The following is a 20,218-nucleotide window of genomic DNA, read 5'->3' on the forward strand; positions in this document are numbered from 1 at the left end:
CCCGTCAGGAAAGTTCGGCACCATTCGGCCAGTCACAGGAATGAGGCGGTGCAACCAAAGCCGCAAGAACGACCTCCACATTTTCGTCAGTAAGAGCAATAAAACTCCACCCACCCCGTCGGATGGCGAACAGGCCGACCGGAGGACCATCACCATCGAGAACCGTAAAGAAGTCATTCCATCCGAATCTGTTCTTTCGGAAGTCCTCCAATGTGGAGTACCGATCTCGATACGTTCCTCGAAGCGTAGCTCTCGGTCCGACTCCAACACGAATATCGTCGGACACTCCCTCAAACATTTCTGGTACCACGGAATATGGCAGCAAGGCCAACGACCTGCACTCGCTCTCTTGAAGCAGTTCCACAACCTTCGAAGTGGACACCTCTCGCAAACTCGCCAAGATGACTCCATTGGAACTCACTGGTGGGCGACTCCCACAGGCGTCGCCCACCAGATCCGATTTACCCGAACCCGAGGTCTTCCAGTCGTGCGCCGGGCCACGCCGCCCTGGCCTCACCGCGCATGACTCCTTGAATAATTACTTCGGCCTCGCCACGAAGGTCACGCTCCGCCCACGGTTGATCGTTTACGTGAACATGCCGACGCGCGCTGGGGACAGTAGCCCTGATCACAACTCCGTTACCACCACCCTTAGTAGCTGCCCGAATAGCAGCAGCGGGACTAGTGGTCCAGCTTGTGTAGTCACTATCTGTCATACCGAGGTGGTGCATTTCAGGTGTCGAGTCTCCACCACGCGGCCTTGCAATTCCTTCCACAGCATCATCGAAACCAGGGTTTGGGCTGCCGGTCTCGCCGCTCACTTCCGAAACTCCACGGTATACGGTCGTGCCGCCACTGCAATTGTGCACGAGGACCGGCGTTGCCCCGGCCAGCACATAGTACGTGTGGATGTCACTGACGGTCAGATCGTGCGTCCGCTGCCGCTGGTCGAAATCGCGCGTCGCCTCGACCGTCGCCGTGTCGCCGTCCGGTGTGCGGAGCGTCATTCCCGGCTTGAGGTCGCCGGCTTCGATCCATTCCCGCTCGGATTCGACCCAGAACGGGTGCGTCGTCGTTGAGACCAACGCGGCCGACAGTTCGCCGGCCTTTCCGGTCTTCCCGGTCTTCCCTGTCTTCGTCGTGATCGTCAGGTCGACAAAGTGCTTGTCGTCCTCGGTGACGATCGTGCCGACGACCTCGCGGGTCGTCGTCCCGCCCGTCTCCGGGTCCGTGACCGTGATCCTGTCGCCGAGTTCGACGTCTTCGATCGGCTTGGTCGTGCCGTCCGCGAGCAGGACGTCCGTGCCCGGCAGGAAGCTGTGTTCCTTGCCGGTGGCACACCCCGGCCCGTCCGCCGACTTCCCCTTGCCCGCCGCGGCCTTGGCCTTCTCACGGGCAGTGGCGAGCGCGCTCTTCGCCTTGTCGACCGCCTTGGAGGTCTTGAAGTAGTCCTTCACCCCGCCGATGAGGTCGCCGACCAGGCCGACTATTCGTTTGGCGAGTCTGGCGCCGTCGGCCCATTTCCACGGCACGCCGTATTTGGCGAGGACCTTGCCGGCCAGCCCTCCCGCGAAGCTCCCCGCGATATTGAGCAGCGTTTCGCCGCACGCGCCGATGTCGCCGCTGGAGAAGCAGTCCAGGGCCGCGTCCACACCGATGAGCGCACGAACGATTTTGACCAGCGCTGTCGCGGACTGCACCACACGCTGCTTGGCCTGCGACTGCTGTTCCTCGGCTGACGCGACCGCCTTCTCCGCCGAGCCCTGGGGAGTGATTCCGCCAACCACCCAACTGCCGTCCCCGTTGGGCTTGCACGTGACGCCTGTCATCGCGCAGTCGTCGGGGGCCAGACCCGTCGGGTCGGACTGGGTGACGGGGCTGTTGTGCGCGTACGCGTACGCGTTCATCTGCTCGGGCTGCGTGTAGTCGATCACCGGATCGACCGACATGAACTTGCCGAGAGCGGGGTCGTACTCGCGCGCCCCGAGGTGGGTCAGACCGCTCTGCGCGTCGATCGTTCCCCCGACGAAGCCCTTCTCACCCGGCCACGTGCCACCCGCCTCACCGCGCTCCGCGCCGAAGGGGTCGAAGCGCCGTTGCGACACCGCGCCGGTGGTCGCGTCGATGGCGAGGCCGCTGGTGCCCTGGTGGTCGGCGGTGAGATAGGACAGACCTCCGCCGTCCTCCCGGACGGCGACCGTCTGGCCCGCGAGGGAGTAGTAGCGAGTCGCCTCGACCTTGGTGCCACCCTTGGGGAGGCTGAGTTCCATACCCGGCAGGTAGACGGTGGTCGCCGAAGCGTCGCGGCGCACCACCCGGTTGCCGCTCGCGTCGTAGAGGTACGTGGTCTCCTTGCCGTCCGCCTCGGCGGTGCTGATGAGTTCGCCCGAGTCGTTCCAGCGCAGCCTCTGGGTGTCGCCGCCCACCGTACGTTCGGTGGTGTTCCCGGCGGCGTCGTACGTGAAGGTGGACTGCCGGTCACCGGTGGGAGTGTTGTCGACGACCTTGGTGAGCGCGTGCGGTCCGGCCGGTCCCTCGCCGTAGGTGTAGGTGCGGGTGGTGTCCTTGGCGGCGTTCAGCCCTGTGTCGTGAATGACTTCCTTGGTCCGGTTGCCGATCGCGTCGACGCTGTACGACTTCCAGTACGCGGCCGGTCCTCCCAGCGGCTGCTCTCCCGGTGCCGCGGAGCACGCCGTCGGCGTCTTCCCGCCCAACTGACCGCCGACCGTTCCCGATCCCTCCGCCGCCGTCCCGGTCGCCGCCGGGGTCCATGCCTCGGCCAGCCGCTGCGAGGTGTCGTAGGAGAAGCACTGGGTGTCGGGGGAGGGCCCGGCCGTGTCCGATATCGACAGGACGTTGCCGGCCTGGTCGTAGGAGTAGTCGGACCTCTTCGCCGGTCCTGTCATTCCTTCGATGTCGACGACGGAAGTCGTCAGCCGCTCGGTGCCCTTCTCGTGGAAGAAGGTCTGCCAGGCCCTCTGGTCCGCGCCCAGCGTCAACTGCTTGAGCCGACTGGTCGGCCCGTAGCTCGCGGACGCGTAGGTCGTCGCGCCCGTGAGGGTCGTCGGACGCTGGAGTTCGTCGTACCGGATGTCGGTGCTCTCGGCGGGCAGACCACCGGCTGCGGGCATCCCGTTGCCCTGGACGGTGCCGTCACGGTTGTAGCTCGTGCTGAAGGTGTAGATCCCCTTCAGCACGCCCTCGGACGCCGGCACCGAGTACGCGGTCTGAAGCGGACGGTAGAACGCGTCCATCGACTGGACGACCGACGCGAAGTACTCCGTGGCGCTGGTGTACCGGAGTGCGGCATAGGCCTGGCCGAGCCAGCCGGCCTTGTCGTAGCGGGTCTCGGTCAGCTTCGTGCCGGTGGTCGGTTCGCCCTCCCACGTGGTCAGTGGCCGGTCGAGCTTGTCGTAGACCGTGGAGATCTTCTTGCCCCGGCCGTCGGTCGTGGCGACGGGACGGTCCAGGGCGTCGTACGCGGTGGTGGACTTCCCCGCGTCCGGATCGACGTTCTCGATCACGCGGCCGAGCTGGTCGTACGTGTAGCCCCAGCTATTGCCCTTGGCGTCGGTGACCGTCTTCAGCCGACTGGCATGGTCGTAGGTGTACTTGGTGGTGTCGTACTGCGCACCCGGGCCGGCGGGCAGCGGAGTGTTCGTACGGTAGTGCCGCAGTTCGGCCGTTCTGCCCTGACCGTCCTTGACGGTGGTCACCGGAACCTGCCCGGTCGGCGGGTCGACATGGGTGAGCTCGCCGTCGTAGACGGTGGTCGTACGCCATTGCTCGACACCGGCGACCTGGAAGATCTCGGCGGTGGTCCGCCCGAGGTCGTCGTACGCGAACACGGACTGGGCGCCGACTTCGCCATTGGCCACCGTCAGCAGCTCGGCGGACGGCGCGCCCTGCGCGTTGTACGTCTCGTTGGTCGCCTTGGGCTTTCCGGTTCCGTCGTAGAAGACGTCTCCGACCAGGCGGGTGCCCTCCGGCCCCTCGGTCTGCTTCTGACGTGGCCGCAGCAGACCGTCGTAGAGCTGGTACTCCACCCCGTAGGTGCCACCGATCTCGATCTTCTCGGTCTTGATCGCGACGGGCTTGTCCCGGCTGACGGCGTACGAGTACTTGATGCTCGGGATCGTGCGCTTCGGCTGGTCGGGGAGCCACACGGAGGTCAGCCGGCCGAGGGCGTCGTACGCGAGGTCCGTGCGCTTGCCGTTGGGGTCGGTCTGGCCCGAGGACATGCCCCAGGCGGGCGCGAAGTCCGTGGTCGTGACGTGCCCGAGAGCGTTGGTCACCTTGGTCTGGCTGATCAGGCCGTTGACGTCGACGTACTCGGTGGTGGTCTTCGTCCCGGCCGTGTCGCCCTGGGCGGTCGCCCGGCCGAACGCGTCGTACGTGGTCGTACCGGTGACCTGGTAGGTGCCGGTCGTGCCGTTGTGCGAGGTCAGACGCTCGGTCCTGGTCGCGTCACCCTTGGTGGGGGCGGCGCCCCAGGCCCCTGAGTCGTACGACGTGCGCTCGTCGGCCAGGACCTGCGTCTTACGGTCCGGTGTGGCGGAGCAGTCGACGGAGACGGCCTCGCTGCGCGAGGGAAGTTCGTAGATGTTCTCCGTCGGGTTGTCCGCGTACCAGAGCCGGCTGCACGAGTCGTCGGCCGCCGTGGCCAGGTCGGCGAAGTCCTCCGTGCGGACCACGCGCCCGGTGGGGGTGTCGGTGTCGAAGTGCTGGACGGACTTTGTCGCCCGCCAGGCACCGGTGGAGAGCAGGCTGTAGCCACGGGTCGTCTTCGCCTTGACGAGGGTCGCCCTGGTCGTGGCCCAGGACTTGGTCTGGGTGGCGGTGTCGTGCTTCCACGGTTCGGTGATCGCTCTGGCGATCACCCGGCCCTTGTCGAAAGTCTGCGCCTCGATCTGGAAGCCGGTGTACTCCTTGTGACCGGTGTACGCCGTACCGGAGGAGTCCGTGACCTGCTCGGTACGGGTGCCGCCGCCGGCCTTCTTGTCTCCGTCGAGCCCCTGAAGGAACGTGTAGTCGACGCGGCTCTTCATGGTCTGACCGTTGCCGCTGACGACACCGACCTGGCCGTACCCCTGCCACTGACCCCATGTCAGATACTTCTCGTCGGTGATGCCGTCCGGCTCGGCGTGCCGCCAGCCCGCAGGTCCCTGGTAGTCGTACCGCGTGACCAGATCGTCGCCCATACCGGTGCGGTCGGTCTCGGTGATCTGCTTGACGACGTGCTTGTGGAACCAGTCGGTCTTCGGGTCGATGCTGCCGGGTGGCGCCCATACGACGGGATAGCAGCGCTTGGTGGATTCACCGGGCTTGGGCAGGGCGCCGGCCGTGCACTCGGTGGGCGCGTACGTCACGTCCAACTGGGCGCCGGTCTCGCTCAGGACCCTCTGAAGGCGGAACCGGTGGAAGGCGTCGATGTTGTCGTCGTCGCTGTCGACGCGGTTGGTGAGATGGATCCCCTGGAGTTCCAGGGACGGCAGTTTGACGCTGCCGTCGACACGGCCCTCGTGGTCGATCTTCGACAGCCACAGCGTCTTGGTGTCGTCGCCGTTGTCGGTGAACGTATGGGTCAGCGTCCAGGCGTCGACATCCGTGTAGGTGTCGGCGCCGCTGCGCATCTGTGTGGTGATGCCGGTCAGCCGCTTGGTGGTCCAGAAGGTGGCGGTGGACTGACTCGCGGCGCATTTGGTGGCCGACTTGCAGTGACGGTCGACTGGTGTGTCCGGCCAGTACTTGGCGTTGGCGTCGGTGAACTTCGACTCGGCGCAGTCGAAGTCGGCGGTCTTCAGGCAGCGCTCCGAGGTGTCGAACACCATGCGGGCCGGCGCCTTGGCGGCGTACACCTGTCCGTCACGCTGCCCGTAGTCGATCCGCTTGAGGTAGCCGCCGCGGTCGTACTCGGTTCCGTTGACATCGGTCTTGCCGTTGAGCGCGTAGCGGTTGGTCTCGGCGCCGTAGAAATAGGACAGCACGTTGCCGTGCGTGTCCTTGACGTGGTCGAGGTTCCACCGCCATCCCTGCTTGCAGTGGGCGCTGGTGAACGTCGCCTGGTAGCAAGGCTCGCCGGAGTCGTCGCCGAAGACCGGGGCCGTCCAGGTGGAGCGTGTCTCCTCCTGGCCGGAGGTCCAGCCGGGCAGGCGGTTGAGGCCGAAGGAGTACTCAGTGCCGTCCGCCGTGGTGATCTTCCAGTGCTCACCGTTGTTGTCACCGTTGCCGGTGGTGCGATCGGTGTTGGTGAGCTGCTCGATCTTGCTGCCGTTCTCGGCGGCGAAGTGCCACTTCCCGGTGGTGTCGTCCTTGATCAACTGAGAGGCCGCACCGTTCAGCATCACGGTGGCGTTGTCGTACGCCCAGCACTGTTCGGCGGATTCCTTGTGCCCGTCGTCGGCACAGGGTTTGTACGACCGCTCGATGTATCCCGGCTCGTAGGAGAAGCCCTCGCCGATCCAGGAACCCTGGTTGTTCGTGGCGGAGGTTCGGCCGTCGGCCGACTGCGAGGAGTAACCCAGTCCGACCGTGGGGGTGAGACCGCCGGGCGTGGGCACCGCGCGCAGCGGATAGTCCCAGGAGAATCCGCCCGACGATTTGGCGACCGACCAACTGGCCGACGGGGAAAGGGAGGTGGCCTTGTAGTCGCCCTTGTCCGACGAGTCGCCCGCCTGGAGAGCGAGAACGGTGGAGCCGGCCGCGTCCGCCTCCGCCATCCGTGCGCCGGGGGCGGTCGCCGTGGACTTCACCGGCTCCGCGGTCGCCGGATCGGCCAGCGTGACGGTCGCGCGGAGCGACTTGGCGTCCGAGTCGTTGACGGATTGAAGGACCTTGGGACGCCCGTCGCACTCGTCGGTGCCCAGGTCGTGCGTGGCCGCGCACTCGGGAAGCTCGACGAGCCTCAGCCGTGAGCCGTAACTCCCGCCGTACGCCTCGTCGAAGGCGGAGTAGTCGACGGCGATCCGCACCGTGGACGGCCCGGTGGGAGCGTCCGTGGGTTTGATCCGGACGACGGCTGCCGCGCCGAGCCGCCCGGCCCGGTCCTGGTCGAGCACCTCCACCCTCGCCTCGGCGGGAGACGTCGTGGCCGCGCCCCGGCCGCTCTTCGCGCTCGCGCCCGATCCGGTGGGTACGTCGGCGAGCGTCACCGGCAGCCCGCCCACCTTGACGGGCGTGCCGTCGGCCACGGCGACCGTGGCCACGTCGCGTACGGGCAGTTCGGCCGCGCCGAGTCGCTTCACCGCGGCCTTGGCCACCGGGTCGGCCGGACGCGGCTCGGTCGTGGCGTTCTTGCCCGTCGCGGGGTCGGCGTCTTCCTGGACTCCAGGGGGTTTCGCCGTCCCGGGTTCGGCGGGCAGTGCCTGCACGGTGCTCGCCGACAGGGCGAGCAGCACGCCGAGCACCACAGCGCCGACCGTGTGGCGGGGCATACGAGCGGCAAGCGGGCGACCACGCAGAGACATCACACAACTCCGTAAGGACACGTCGGTCGAGCTCAGGGCAGGTGGGAGCGTCGTGGGTCCGTCGGTGCCGGGGCCGAGCCGAAACGGCCCCGGGACCGACGGACTTCAGCACTTACAGATTCGAATCGCCGAGCAGCCGGTTCATACGCGAGACACCGATGGGATCAACCACTCCCGCGTACGCCCTGACCTCGTCCAAGGCCCCGGCGAAGTAGTCACGGCCGCTGCCTTGCGCGGAGCGCCCGATCTGGAGTCCGCCCGAAGAGACCCAGGTCGTGTGGTCGAACCCGACAGCGGTGGCCGTCAACTGGCCGTCGATATAGAGACGGATCTCGTGGGTGAGCGCGTCGAAGACCACGGCGAGATGCTGGCCGGAGCCGTCCGCGCTGGGCAGCACGACGTCATCGGCCACCGTGGTGACGGCGGCGGTGGAGCTGTCGGCGTCGGTGACCGCCAACTCCCAGAGCCCGGTGGCCCCTTGGTAACGGACGGCCAGCCGGTCGGTCTTGGCTCCGGGCAGCGAGAGAACCGTCTGGGTGGCCGTGCCGTCGACGGCGGTCAGGTGCGCCCGTACCGCGACGGTGTAGCTCTTCGACGTGTCCACCACCGCTGTCGCGGACGCGCCCCAGTCACCGGCACCGTCGAGGGCGAGATGTCCGTCACCGACCAGCGCCGCTTCGTCGAACAGCGGATCCGCAGGGCGGTACACGCTCGCGTCGCCGTGCAACGTCACCGGCTCACCGCCGCTCTGTACGTTCGCGGACTTGCCGCCCGCGGCCTCGTCCAGCGGCCAGTACGCCTCGCGTTCCGGTTTCACGGTCCCCAACTGGGCGATCTGGCTCTGCGGCAGCACCCGGTCGTACGCCCGTACCTCCGCCACATCACCCTCGAAGTGGTCGCGGTAGCCGGACTTGGCCAGTGCCCGGCCGATCTGAAGGCTCCGCAGCGATGACCACACCGTGTGGCGTGCCGCCGTGCCCGCCTCCGTACCGCCTACGTAGACGCGCAGTTCGGGCCCGGCCGCGGCGGACGCGTCGAACACGCCTGTCAGGAGGGTCCATTCGTCCTGGACCACGTCGAAGCCCTTCGCGGTGGCCTGCCAGCGGCTCATCGACTCGACGTCCAGGTCCGGCGTGGAGAAGGCCCACGCCCGTTCGGTCGCGTCGTAGCCGAGGACGAACCCGGGCTCGCCGGTGCTGTCCTGGCTCACCACCGCCATGTCCCGGTCCAGCGCGGTGGGCCGGACCCAGGCGCTGACCGTGAAGCTGCGGCCGGTGTCCATCACGGTGCCCCAGGCGTCGAGGTAGCCTTCGGCCGTCCCGTCGAACCGTGCCGCGCTGTCAGCGGTGCCGCCGGGACCGGGCACTCCGAAGGTCACGCCGGTACCCGGAACGGCGGGATGCCGGCCCGTCTCGTCGTGCACGCTCTGGGTGTCGGCCTCGTCGGCGAGGTTCCACTGACCGGCCGCCTGTTTGCCGTCGGTGACCAGGAATTCGTACTGGGCGGGGACGCTGGAGTTGTTCGCGGCGTCGTACGCCTCGACCGTCACCCAGTGGCGTCCGGCGCTTTCCGGCATCCAGTTCACCGAAGCCGTACCGCCACTGGCCGCCACGGCCTTCAGCGGTGAGCCGTCGAAGGCGTACCGGAACTCCTTCACATCCTTGTCGGCGGCCGTGAAGGTGAATCCGCCCGAGGTGCCTACGCCGTGGTGCCACGCCTCGTCCGCCGGATACTCGGCGGAGGTGACGCGGGGAGCCTTCGGGCGGGTGCTGTCCCACACGATCTCGCAGCGCTGAGTCGTTCCCGTCGAACTCCACGGTCCCCAGCCGTCCCCGTCGTTGGCACGGGCCTCCCAGTAGATGACCGCGTTCTGCGGGATCTGGGGCTGGCCCGAGGGCCGTTGAGTGATGGTGTGGACGAAGGCGGTTCCCGCGGTCGGCGATTTGAAGCCGGTGTCATAGGTATAGGTGAGTTCCGTACCGGCGGCGTTCTTCCAGGCCACCCGGAACTGCATCTTCACCGGGTCCGAGCGCGACGACGTCTGGTCGGGGTCCCGTGCTTCGGCCCGGAGCTGGGGCAGCACATCGGTGTACTTGCGCCCGGTACCCCAGGTGCATTTCCCGCCGGGGTTGGTGGACATCAGCCGGTAGTCGACCTGCTTGGGCGGGGTGTTGTACTGGATGCTCAGATAGGTGTTGCCGCAGACGCGTTTCCAGCCCGGGTAGTCGCTCTCGTCCTTGGCCCGCAGTCCGAGGGAGATGCTCGACCAGGAGTCGGCCGCCGCCGCCTGCATCTCGTCGAGCAACTCCCCGTTGCTGAAATGAAGGTTGGCGGCGCCGGAGCAGGTGGTCGGCGAGATCTGTTTGTCCATGGTCAGCAGATAGTCGGACCATTCGTCCGTGGAGTTGGACCAGTTCGTGGCCGAGGTGATGGCGCGGTTCTTCCCTCCGATCCGGTACAGATCGATGGGCTCGGCCTTGGCGTCCGCCCAGTACACATGCTCGACACGGGCGGACAACTGGGCGCTGATGACCTGCTTACCGGCGTAGAACGAGGTGGGGAAGGTGTAGAGGAGCCGCCGTACTCCGATGTTCTCGCAGGTGGTCGGGTTGTAGTTGATCGGGCACTTGCCGACACCGGCGCTGCCCGAGTACTTCCAGTCCCGCTCGGACGGCATCCCCGACATCACGCCGCTCCACCCGGTGCGCGACGTGGTCTTCGGTGTGGGGTCGATGACGACGGGATAGACGGTGTCGGCGCCTCGCAACAGGTCCTGGTCCGGTGCCAGCGTGAGGCGGTCGTCGGTGACGGAGAGGCCCACAGGTGCGGTTCGGCCGGCGCGGCCGGCATCGAGCGCGGCCTCCTGGGCGCCTGCTGCGGTGCGAGGGCCCGCCGCCTTCGCCGGCACATCCCCGCCCATCTGACCGCCGGGCCCCTCCGGCGTGGCCGAGGAGTCCCACATCACCGGCCGGCCGGCCTCGAACACCGTGCCACCGGCGGTGTTGTCGATCGCCCGCAGTACACCGTCCTCGCCTCCCTCGGCCGTCAGCCCGCGAAGCGTCAGCCCGAGATCGATCCGCTCCAGTTCCGGATCGTTCGCCGCCTGAGCGTCCTTGACGACGAAGTAGTGGCCGAAGCCTTCCGGTTCGGCACGCACGGCGAGGTCGACCCCGTCAAGGACGTCCTTGTACGTCGCGACGGTGCCCTCGACCGTCGGGACCGGCAAGGCTCCCGACGGCCAGGTCAACGCGTACTCCCGTCCCGCCTTGGTCATCCGGGCGAACGGACCGTCTCCGCCGCCCGAGAACTCAAGTCCGACAGTGGATGCCTTGGCCGACCAGTCGCCATCCGCGTTCCGCACCAGAGTGCCGTCGACCGGAACCCAGGCGCCGTCCCGGATGGTACGTACCGGTTGCGTGTACTCCTGAGCGGTGAACGAGCCGTCCGGATTGGCGAAGACTTCTCGCCGCTCCTGGCGCAGTCCGGTGACTTCGATACGAGTCCCCTCCGCCTCGGCGGCGGCACTCGCCAGTTCCTCGGTGGGTGCGTCGCCGCGCTTGCCGGCCTCCGCGACAGCGTTGTCGACTGCCGCCGCGGCGGCGGTCCCGTCTCCGGGCAGCGCCCCGGTTCCTCCCGCCAGTACCGCGGTCAGCGCTCCGACCACGGTCGCGGCCCGCCACGCACGTCTTCTCTTCGTCGCCGTACTCATCCCCACCCCTGAATTCCGTAGCGCACCGAATCGTCCTCGCGTCACCGGATCTCGGCCCCGAACGCCACTCCACCGGCCGGGATTGGGGCCTCACCGGGTTTGAAGGTCTGCGACGGCGCGGCGTCGCCCGCGGCGGTCCAACCGAACCCGTACACCGCGCCTGGTGCCTGGCCGGATTCGTACGCGACGCCCACCAGCACCCCGGCCGGCGTGGCCGCGAGACTTGTGCCGACGAACATCTGGTGCGCGGGATCCACCGGGATGCCGTCGCCCGGTTCCCGCCATACATCGGAGGCGCCCGCGGCGGCGACGGCGGGGAAGACCTGCACACCCCCCTTGTCCAGGTGTTCACCGGAGGACTCGTTGCCCGGCACGCCGACGGCGAGTTTCACGGTGGTGGCGGAGGAGACCTGGGTCGGCGCCGTATTGACGAGCGCGACGTCCTGGCCGAAGAAGTCGCCCGGCGCGGCGGCTCCTGCCACGTCGGTGAAGTCCTGATCGAGCAGGCCGTTCACCGTGGTGAGGGTGCTGTTCGGATTGACGCGGTACAGCGCCACACCGCCCGCGTCGACGAGGTCACCCACGTCTTCCCCCGGTACGCCGACCGCCAGCAGGGCACCGGTCGGCGCCGTCTCGGCGGCCGTCCTGTTGGCGACCATGGCGAGCGAGGTGCCGAAGCGGTCGGCGGCCTCGGCCGAGGCGTCGGAGCCGGGCGCGCGTGTCTGCGAGAAGCCGAACACGGGAGCGGGAATCCCCTCGGTGTTGAGGGACGGCTTGAACACCGATACGCCACCGGCGAAGGTCTTGCCCTCCACCGATTCCCCCGGCACACCGACGGTGAAGTAGCGGTCGGTCGCCGCCAACGATGCGCCGAAACGGTCCTGCGGCTCGGCGTCCTCCCATACCCCGAGGCTTTCCTGACTCACGTTCGCCACTTGGTAGGAGGTCCCACTGACGTAGTGCAGGAAGCCGACGTCCATACCCCCCACACCGTCCTCTCCCGGGGCGCCGATGACCATGTACGGGATGCCGGTCGAAGACGTTCCGGACGCCACCGCGTAACCGAGCAGATCCCCGGCCTCGGCCGCGCCCCCCAGCGGCTGGTCCGCTCCCTGGACGAACGCCTTGCTCGCCTTGCCCTGACCGATTCCGGTGGTGGAGCCGTAGATGATCTGGAGGTAGCCGCCGTCGCGGACCGTGCCGACATCCTCGTACGGAGTACCGACCACCAGATCGTCGCAGCCGTCCTGATCGGCGTCGTACGTCGCCAGGGAGTAGCCGAACCGGTCCCCCGCCTCGGCGCTGTCGGCGACGTTGGCGCTGTTCTGCGACACGACCGTCACGCCCTTCCCCCCGCCGTGGACCACCGTGACCTGACCGGCTCGCGCCTTGTCCTCCACCGTGGCCTCGGGATCGGCGATCGCCGTGTCCCTGATGCCGTCCCCGTTGTAGTCGGATCCGGTACCGCCGCCGGAGCACGCCGCCTCAGCGGCCATCGCGCTCCCGCCCTCAAGACCCGGCGCCGATATGGCGACGCATCCCAGCATCGTCAGACCGGCGATCCATCTCCGCACACGACCTCTACTGCTCCGCACGACGTCTGCCGCCCCTCCCCAGGAACCGAAGTCAGCAGTCAACGCGTCAAATGGAAGGCCATCAAGACCACAAAGTCCGACATGATCAGACACGTTTGGTCACGAGGTGGTCACATAATCTTCACGCCTCACTCGGTCTGTCCCACGCGCCCCACGCGCCACATGCCCCAGGTGACCCACCCCACCCTCCACAACCACCCCCCACCCCCGACAATGGCGACGTGATCAAACCGCCTTCGCCAGCACCCTCACGGAGCGTCCAGCGGCGCGCCGAGCACGGGCCGACCCCCTTCGTCGACCTCAGCCGCGCCGAGTGGAGCGCGCTGCGGGACAAGACGCCCCTGCCGCTCAGCGCCGAGGAGGTCGAGCGGCTGCGTGGGCTCGGGGACGTCATCGATCTGGATGAGGTGCGGGACGTCTATCTGCCGATCTCCCGGCTGCTCAACCTGTATGTGCAGGCCACCGGCCAACTCCGCGGCGCACTCAACACCTTCCTCGGGGACGCCGGCAACGGCCACGGCGCCCAGCGCGGCACGCCCTTCGTCATAGGGGTCGCCGGGAGCGTGGCCGTCGGCAAGTCGACCGTCGCGCGGCTCCTCCAGGCGCTGCTCGCCCGCTGGCCCGAGCACCCGCGCGTGGAACGCGTGACCACCGACGGGTTCCTGCTGCCGATGGAGGAGCTGCGGGCGCGCGGGCTGATGTCGCGGAAGGGCTTTCCGGAGTCGTACGACCGCCGGGCACTGACCCGCTTCGTCGCCGACATCAAGGCCGGCAAGGACGAGGTGACCGCGCCCGTCTACTCGCATCTGAAGTACGACATCGTGCCGGGCGAGCGGCTGACCGTGCGGCGCCCGGACATCCTCATCGTCGAGGGCCTGAACGTCCTCCAGCCCGCCCTCCCCGGCCAGGACGGCCGGACCCGCGTGGGGCTCGCCGACTTCTTCGACTTCAGCGTGTACGTCGACGCGCGGGCCGAGGACATCGAGAGCTGGTACCTGAACCGGTTCCGCGAGCTGCGCGAGACGGCGTTCCAGAATCCGTCCTCGTACTTCCGCAAGTACACCCAGGTCTCGGAGGACGAAGCCCTCGACTACGCGCGCACCACCTGGCGCACCGTCAACCGCCTCAATCTGCTTCAGAACGTCGCGCCCACCCGCGGCCGTGCCACTCTGGTCGTCCGCAAGGGCCCGGACCACAAGGTCCAGCGCCTGTCACTCCGCAAGCTCTGAGCGAGCGTCTGAGAGCCACCGTGCTGCATCTGCGCCTGATCGTCCCCGCCGACCTGACCGACCAGGTCGTACGTACGGTGGAACAGACCGTCGGCACTACCCACCTGGTCGTCGTCCCGGACGCCGCCCGCGACCCGGCGGGCGATCTCGTCCTGTGCGACGTCGCACGCGAGGCGGGCGACGGGCTCATCGCCGCGCTGTGCGACCTCGGCATCGACGAGAGCGGTTCGATCGCCGTCGAGGACATCGCGCTGTCGCTGTCCCGCCACGCGGACAAGGCGGAGGACGACGCGCCGGGCGAGGGCGCGGACGCCGTGCTGTGGGACCAGTTGGCGGAGGCGACCCACGAGGAGTCCACCCTCTCCTTCACCTACCTCGCCTTCCTCACCCTCGCGACGATGATCGCCGCCTGCGGTGTGGTGCTGGACAACGCGATCCTGATCGTCGGCGCGATGGCCGTGGGACCGGAGTTCGGCCCACTCGCCGGGATCTGTACGGCGGTTGTACGGCGCTCCGCGCGGCTCGCCCTGCGCTCACTGGTCGCGCTGCTCGTCGGGTTCGCCGCCGCGATGGTGCTGACGACCGGCTTCAGCCTGCTGATGAACGCGTTCGGACTGTTCCACGAGTCCATGCTCAAGGGGCCCCGCCCGAGCACCGCCTTCATCTACGCGCCGGACCCGTTCTCGTTCGTGGTCGCGATCCTGGCCGGGGTGGCCGGCATGCTCTCGCTGACGTCGGCGAAGTCGGGCCTGCTGGTCGGCGTCGCCATCTCGGTGACCACGGTCCCCGCCGCCGCGAACGCCGCGGTCGCTCTCGGCTACGGGGACCTCGGCCAGGTGTGGGGCTCCAGCGAACAGCTCCTGATCAACCTCGGCGGCATCGCCCTGGCGGGGACGCTCACGCTCCTGATCCAGAAGGCCCTGTGGAAGAGGACGCGAAACCCGATCCGCCGTCAGAAGCCGTACTGAGCTTCCGCGACGAACTCCGCCCAGGCACCGACCGGGACGACGAGCGCGGGTCCGGTCTTGTGCTTGGAGTCGCGGATGCCGACCTGGGCGGTGCGGGCGAGGTCGGCGACCTCGACGCATACGCCGCCCTCGTTGTTGCTGTAGGAAGACTTGAACCAGGCCCCCTCTGGGGCGACTTCGAGTGCCGTGCGGTGAGTCATAGTCAGATCTCCCGTGCTAGTCGTTGCAGGAAGGCGGGTGTCTCGCTCGGGGAGAGGGCGCCCGCACGCAGGGCGTCGAACCTGCGGGTGAAGGACCAGATGTTGGTGTCCTTGTCACTGAGGGTCGGGCCACCATGGCCGTCCACTTCGACAATCGTGGGCAGTGCGGTTCCGAGGTCCAGCAGACTGAAGTCGGTCCCGGTCCGGTAGGCCGCCGAACTCATCGGCAGGATTTGGACGGTGACGTTGTCGCTACGAGTGAGGTTGATGATCTCCTCGTACTGCTCACACATCACCTCCGGACTGCCCACCACTCTTCGCAGAGCTGCCTCGTCCATGATGGACCACAGCTCCAGCGGGCTTTCCCTGCGGGTCAGAGCTTCCTTCCGCCCCATACGGATCTCGATGTGACGCTCCACGAACTCGGTCGTCGTCTCGTCTACCGGCTTCGCGTTGAGGAACATCTCCCGTGCGTAGCGTTCGGTCTGCAACAGGCCGAAGACCACGTGGGGTTGCCAGGTGCGGCTACTGCGGGCACCACTCTCCAGGCCGATGTACATGCCCATGCCGGACGGCAGGACGCTGCGATAGGTGGACCACCAACCCCGGTTGAGTGAGTCCCGGTGAACCTCCACCAAGAAGTTCACGTCGTCCTCGTCGTGGACTCCGTACCGTTCGAGCAGGTCCTTCAGGTCCTGCACCTTGGGCAGACCGGTCGCTCCGCCCTCCGTGCGGTGCAGTTTGGACGGCGAGAACGTCAACCCCTCCACCGCCTGAGCCAGGGTGAATCCGGCCTTTTCCCGTAACCGCTTCAGCTCGTAACCGAGTTGAATGCGCCGGACCGTCGGTCCTGTGGGTGCTGCCACGAGCGTGCCTCCTTGAGGGTCAAGCCTGCCTCATCACAGTGCGTGATACGAGTGTCACGCCTCAAGTCCCGCTTGCACAGGCTTTACCTCGTTCGATCACATATACCAATACGCGCGGATTTCCCGCATCAACTTGCCCACCCCACGCGGCACGCCCCACGCTGAACCGAGTTACCGAGTGACTAAGCAGTCACCAACGGTAACCAACCCAAGGAAGAGAACCGCCGCCGGGAGCCCCCATGCCACTTCCCCGCCCCAACCCCGCCCGCCCCGCCGCCCCCCGAGGCCCACGCCTGAGGACCGCCCTGGAACCCTCCCCGGTCATCCCCTCTTCCCTCGGTCACCCCGCCTACAGCCAGACCATGCCCTGCGCACCCGAATCGGCCCGCCGGGCACGGCTGTTGGTGAGTGCCGCGTGCGCCGCCTGGGGGCTGCCGGGGCTCGCCGACGCCGCAGCGCTCGTCGTGTCCGAGCTGGTCGGCAACTCCGTACGGCACAGCGGCAGTCACCTGGTGCGGGTGATCGTCTCCCTGCCCGAGCGCGACCGGGTACGGGTGGCCGTCGTGGACAAGTCCCGTACCGCGCCCGCACTCCGGGTCGCGGACGACAGCGAGGAGGACGGGCGCGGGCTCGTCGTGGTCGAGGCGCTGGCCGACCGGTGGGGGACCGAGATTCTGCGGTGGGGAAAGCGGATCTGGGTCGAACTGCGCCCGGAGATGGACGGCGGGGAGTGAACGAGCCCCCGGGCAATGGGAACGGCCTGCCCGATCCGGCCCGGCTCACGCCCCGGCAGCAGATGGCCATCGACTGCGTACGGTGCGAACGCCGCCTGGGCGCGAGGGGCCGCGTACTCGGTGAAGTGCGCTACTGGGGCTTCGTGTTCCGACTGTGGGTCTGCGTACCCCAGTGCCCGCGCCAGCCCCGTACTCCTGCCCGTACGGACATCACCCGGTGATGCCGGACCGCCGTCAGGCACTGCTGGACGCGGCCATGACCACCCTCACAACAGCCGCGCTCCTCGCGTCCCTCGCCTACGGCTGCGCGTACGCCCCGGGCGGCCCGGCCGGACGGCGCACCACCGACGGACGCGGCGCGTCAGTCCTCCTCCCCGCTGGACAGCGCCTCGGTGATCAGACGGGTCGCGTAGTCGGGGTCCTCGGTGATGCGGTTGATGTGTTCCGCGAGCAGGAAGACGGTGACCTCCAGGGGAGTCATCTCCTCCTTGGTCCAGTCTCCGTACTGCTTGCGCCACAGGTTGGGGCTCAGGCCGGTGCCCGCCGCGATGACCAGGCCGGCCATGGTCGGGATGGCCTCGGGGCGGACGCTCTTGGGCATCCTGCGCATCGTGTTCACGAGGGTGGGCACCACGTACTCGATGACGTCCTTGTCGTGCTCCTCGTGAGCCTTCCGCAGCCACTCCATGTACACATAGATGAGCGTGCACGCGCCGTCGAGCATGTCATCGACCCCGCCGGGGCCCAGCGACGCGGCGTACTGGTTGATCAGCTCCCGGTGCTCGGCGTCGGTCTCGGTCCTGCCGTCATGGACGGCCTTGAGCCGGGAGTCGACCATCATGAGGGCCGCGCTCACATCACCGGCGGCAGCGTACTTGGGGGCGTAGGGCGATGACACAGGTTCCCTCCTCAATCGGCCACGACGGGCAACGCGGCGTATCCATAGGGTAGTCGGCCGATGGTGCGGGAGTTGGCGGTACGGGGGGGGTGGCGGTACGTCCCCCGGCGGCCGGTCACCTGCCGGACCGGCCGCCCACCGCACCGGCCGCCCACCGCACCGGTCACCTGCCGGGCCGGTACCTCCGCTCGACATGGCCCTTGAGGTCATCGGGATAGAAGTAGACGGGCCGCAGGTGCCCGCTCGCGTAGCGTTCGGCCTGGTCGTCGAAGTGTGGCGAGTCGGGATCTCCGCTCACCCCGCCCGCCGTCACCGCCCAGGCGCGCAGGCGCGGCCCGAACTCCACCACCGCCACGAAGCTGTTGCCGCTGGTGCCGTAGTAACGCTTCGTTCCCGGATAGGACTTGGCGCCGAACGAGGCGAGGGAGCCCCACCGCGCCGAGGTGAAGGGCACGGGGATGCTCGGCTTCGCGTCGTTGAACTCCTGCACGATCGCACCGTCGTTGCGCTGGTAGCGGTTGATCCTTCCCCACGCCACCCGCCAGCTGCCGAAGTCCCGGCTCAGCCGCCCCGTCGCGGTGTCGAGCGCCCCGAGCCGCTGCGCGTCCGTGGCGCGGTCGGCGATGTAGTCCCAGACCGACATCCCGGCTTCCACCGCCGCCTGGGACGTGAGCGCCCACATGTCCTCACCCCAGAACACGGCCACCGAGGTCGCGGTCGACTCCGCGGCCCACCGGTAATCCCAGTCGCGGAGCAGGCGGATCGGACCGGCCAGCCTCGCCTTCCGCCCGTCGTGCCACGGCAGTTGGTCCCACGCGGCGACGAGCCCCGGCACCAGCCGCGCGAAGGCGGTGAGGTACGGATCGAAGGCGGCCTCGATCAGTGTCCGGGGGGTGAAGTCGTCGCGTGCGGTCAGCACCCGGACCGCCTGTGGCCCGCGCGGGTTCTCGCCGACGCGGTCGAAGTAGCGTGGATGGTCGGCCGCGTCGGGGCTGTCGGCGCCGGCCGCGGTCCAGGGCCAGTTGTTGGTGTTGAACGCCCAGCCGGTCTTCGGGTTCACGGCCTGCGGCATGTCGGCCAGGCTGTGCAGGCCACGCCAGTCGGTCGCCGGATCGCTGCCGTCGACGGGCTTGAGATGGTTGAACCGATCGTCTCTCACCGGCATGAACTGCGGCATCAGGAAGGCGATTTCACCCTTCGAGTCCGCGAAGAGCGTGTTGTTCGAGCTGTTCGCCTTCAGACCCGCGACCTTCAGGTACTGCGCGTAGTTCCGCGTCGTGGTGCGCAGGAAGCTCTGCTTGAGCGCCTCGACGGGCCTGTTCATCAGCGCACACGCGATCCACTTGCCGTCCGCCTCGCGCACGATCGGGCCGTGGTGGGTGGCGAACGTGGTGAAGTCGCGCTCCTCCTGCCCGCCCGTCGCGGTACGGAAGGACAAGGTGATCGTCTTCGTGGTGACGGGGCGCAGCTCGTCGCCGTAGCGGTAGGAGCGGGTTCCGCCGGCCCCCGTCACGACCGTCTCGGCGAACTCGTCGATGTTGTCGACACCGCTCGTCGTGTGCATCCAGCCCGTGTGCTCGTTGAAGCCCTGGTAGATGAAGAACTGCCCCCAGGTGGCGGCACCGTAGACGTCGAGCCCCGCACGGCTCGTCACATGCTGCTCGGCGCGGAAGAAGAAGCTGGTGTGCGGGTTGATCAGCAGCAGCGCGTGACCGTCCCGTGTGCGGCTCGGCGCGATGGCCATCCCGTTCGACCCCGTGGGTTCACGCAGCGGCAGCCCGCGTTCCTCGTCGGTGATCGGCACGTCCCGCCCGCCGTAGAAGGCTTCGAGCCGGCTGAGCGGCACCGACTCGATATCGCCGCCGATGCTGCCCTCCGAGAAGCTCAACGGCATCCACGGCTCGAACCGGTCGAGCACGCGTGGACGCACCTCGGGGTGCGTCGCGAGGTAGTAGTTGAGTCCGGCTGCCCAGGCCCGCATCAATGTGCGCAGCCACCCCGGACACTTCGCGTACTGCTTCTTCAGCTCCTCGGGGTCGAGGAACAGCCGCTGGCGCAGGTCCTGCCAGATCGCGCTCTCGCCCTCGGCCTCGGCGAGACGGCCGAGGGCGACGAGGTAGTTCCGCTCGATCCGGTTGAAGTCGTCCTCCGCCTGGGCGTACATCATCCCGAACACCGCGTCGGCATCGCTCTCGCCCGCGATGTGCGCGACGCCCCAGTCGTCCCGCGTGATCGTGACCCGGGCGGCGTGTCTACGCCAGCGGGCCTCGTCGGACGGAGTCGGCGCCGATGCCGCGAACGCGGTGCCGGACGGCAGCCCCGCCGCGGCGACGGCCAGCCCGGCCGCTCCGCCAAGGACCCGGCGACGGCTCGGCCCGGAGTTCTGCGCGGGGGCACGGCTCATGAGTAGCTCCTTCTCCTGCGGGGGTCAGGGGGCGGGGGTCGTGCGGCTCCAGGTGTTCCGGTGATCCGGTGATCCGATTCGGTGATTCGAAGCCGACGATCACCCACGCGGACAGTCCTACTCATCAGGACGCGCCCTGGCAAGACCTC

General features: G+C 68.2%; 11 protein-coding genes. 4 read left to right on the forward strand and 7 right to left on the reverse strand.

The features are described from left to right. Window positions 1-461 precede the first annotated feature (461 nt). The 3 genes from OG700_RS14675 to OG700_RS14685 form a co-directional block, all read right to left on the reverse strand. A complete protein-coding gene (locus OG700_RS14675; RefSeq protein WP_405613615.1) occupies window positions 462-7,466 on the reverse strand; it encodes an RHS repeat-associated core domain-containing protein in 7,005 nt (2,334 codons plus the stop codon). A gap of 112 nt (window positions 7,467-7,578) precedes the next feature. Further along, entirely contained in the window at window positions 7,579-11,175 is a 3,597-nt protein-coding gene (locus OG700_RS14680) for a LamG domain-containing protein (protein ID WP_405613617.1), read from the reverse strand. A 41-nt stretch (window positions 11,176-11,216) separates the two neighbouring features. Then, the gene (locus OG700_RS14685) at window positions 11,217-12,749 is read right to left on the reverse strand and encodes an integrin alpha (protein ID WP_405613619.1); all 1,533 of its coding nucleotides are present in this window, start codon (window positions 12,747-12,749) and stop codon (window positions 11,217-11,219) included. A 245-nt stretch (window positions 12,750-12,994) separates the two neighbouring features. On the opposite strand from OG700_RS14685, the gene coaA reads away from it, so the two are divergent. Continuing rightward, window positions 12,995-13,999, forward strand: a complete 1,005-nt coding sequence (gene coaA / locus OG700_RS14690) for a type I pantothenate kinase (protein ID WP_405621715.1) — start codon at window positions 12,995-12,997, stop codon at window positions 13,997-13,999. A gap of 20 nt (window positions 14,000-14,019) precedes the next feature. After that, window positions 14,020-14,967, forward strand: a complete 948-nt coding sequence (locus OG700_RS14695) for a DUF389 domain-containing protein (protein WP_405613621.1) — start codon at window positions 14,020-14,022, stop codon at window positions 14,965-14,967. Here OG700_RS14695 and OG700_RS14700 read toward each other — a convergent pair. Both OG700_RS14700 and OG700_RS14705 read right to left on the reverse strand, forming a co-directional pair. Then, window positions 14,952-15,167, reverse strand: a complete 216-nt coding sequence (locus tag OG700_RS14700) for a DUF397 domain-containing protein (protein WP_405613623.1) — start codon at window positions 15,165-15,167, stop codon at window positions 14,952-14,954. The genes OG700_RS14695 and OG700_RS14700 overlap by 16 nt on opposite strands. A gap of 2 nt (window positions 15,168-15,169) precedes the next feature. Beyond that, on the reverse strand, window positions 15,170-16,033 hold the full coding sequence (locus OG700_RS14705; protein ID WP_405613625.1) for a helix-turn-helix domain-containing protein: 864 nt from the start codon (window positions 16,031-16,033) through the stop codon (window positions 15,170-15,172). Window positions 16,034-16,395: 362 nt separating this feature from the next. On the opposite strand from OG700_RS14705, the gene OG700_RS14710 reads away from it, so the two are divergent. Then, on the forward strand, window positions 16,396-16,767 hold the full coding sequence (locus OG700_RS14710) for an ATP-binding protein (RefSeq protein WP_405613627.1): 372 nt from the start codon (window positions 16,396-16,398) through the stop codon (window positions 16,765-16,767). Beyond that, window positions 16,764-16,988, forward strand: a complete 225-nt coding sequence (locus tag OG700_RS14715; protein ID WP_405613629.1) for a hypothetical protein — start codon at window positions 16,764-16,766, stop codon at window positions 16,986-16,988. Before OG700_RS14710 ends, OG700_RS14715 begins: the two co-directional genes overlap by 4 nt. Window positions 16,989-17,128: 140 nt before the next feature. Here OG700_RS14715 and OG700_RS14720 read toward each other — a convergent pair whose 3' ends face one another. Next, complete coding sequence (locus tag OG700_RS14720; RefSeq protein ID WP_405613631.1) at window positions 17,129-17,665, reverse strand: hypothetical protein; 537 nt, start codon at window positions 17,663-17,665, stop codon at window positions 17,129-17,131. 163 nt (window positions 17,666-17,828) lie between these two features. Further along, on the reverse strand, window positions 17,829-20,069 hold the full coding sequence (locus OG700_RS14725) for a penicillin acylase family protein (protein WP_405613633.1): 2,241 nt from the start codon (window positions 20,067-20,069) through the stop codon (window positions 17,829-17,831). Window positions 20,070-20,218: the final 149 nt, after the last annotated feature.

Source organism: Streptomyces sp. NBC_01508, assembly GCF_045040315.1.
GTDB lineage: Bacteria > Actinomycetota > Actinomycetes > Streptomycetales > Streptomycetaceae > Streptomyces.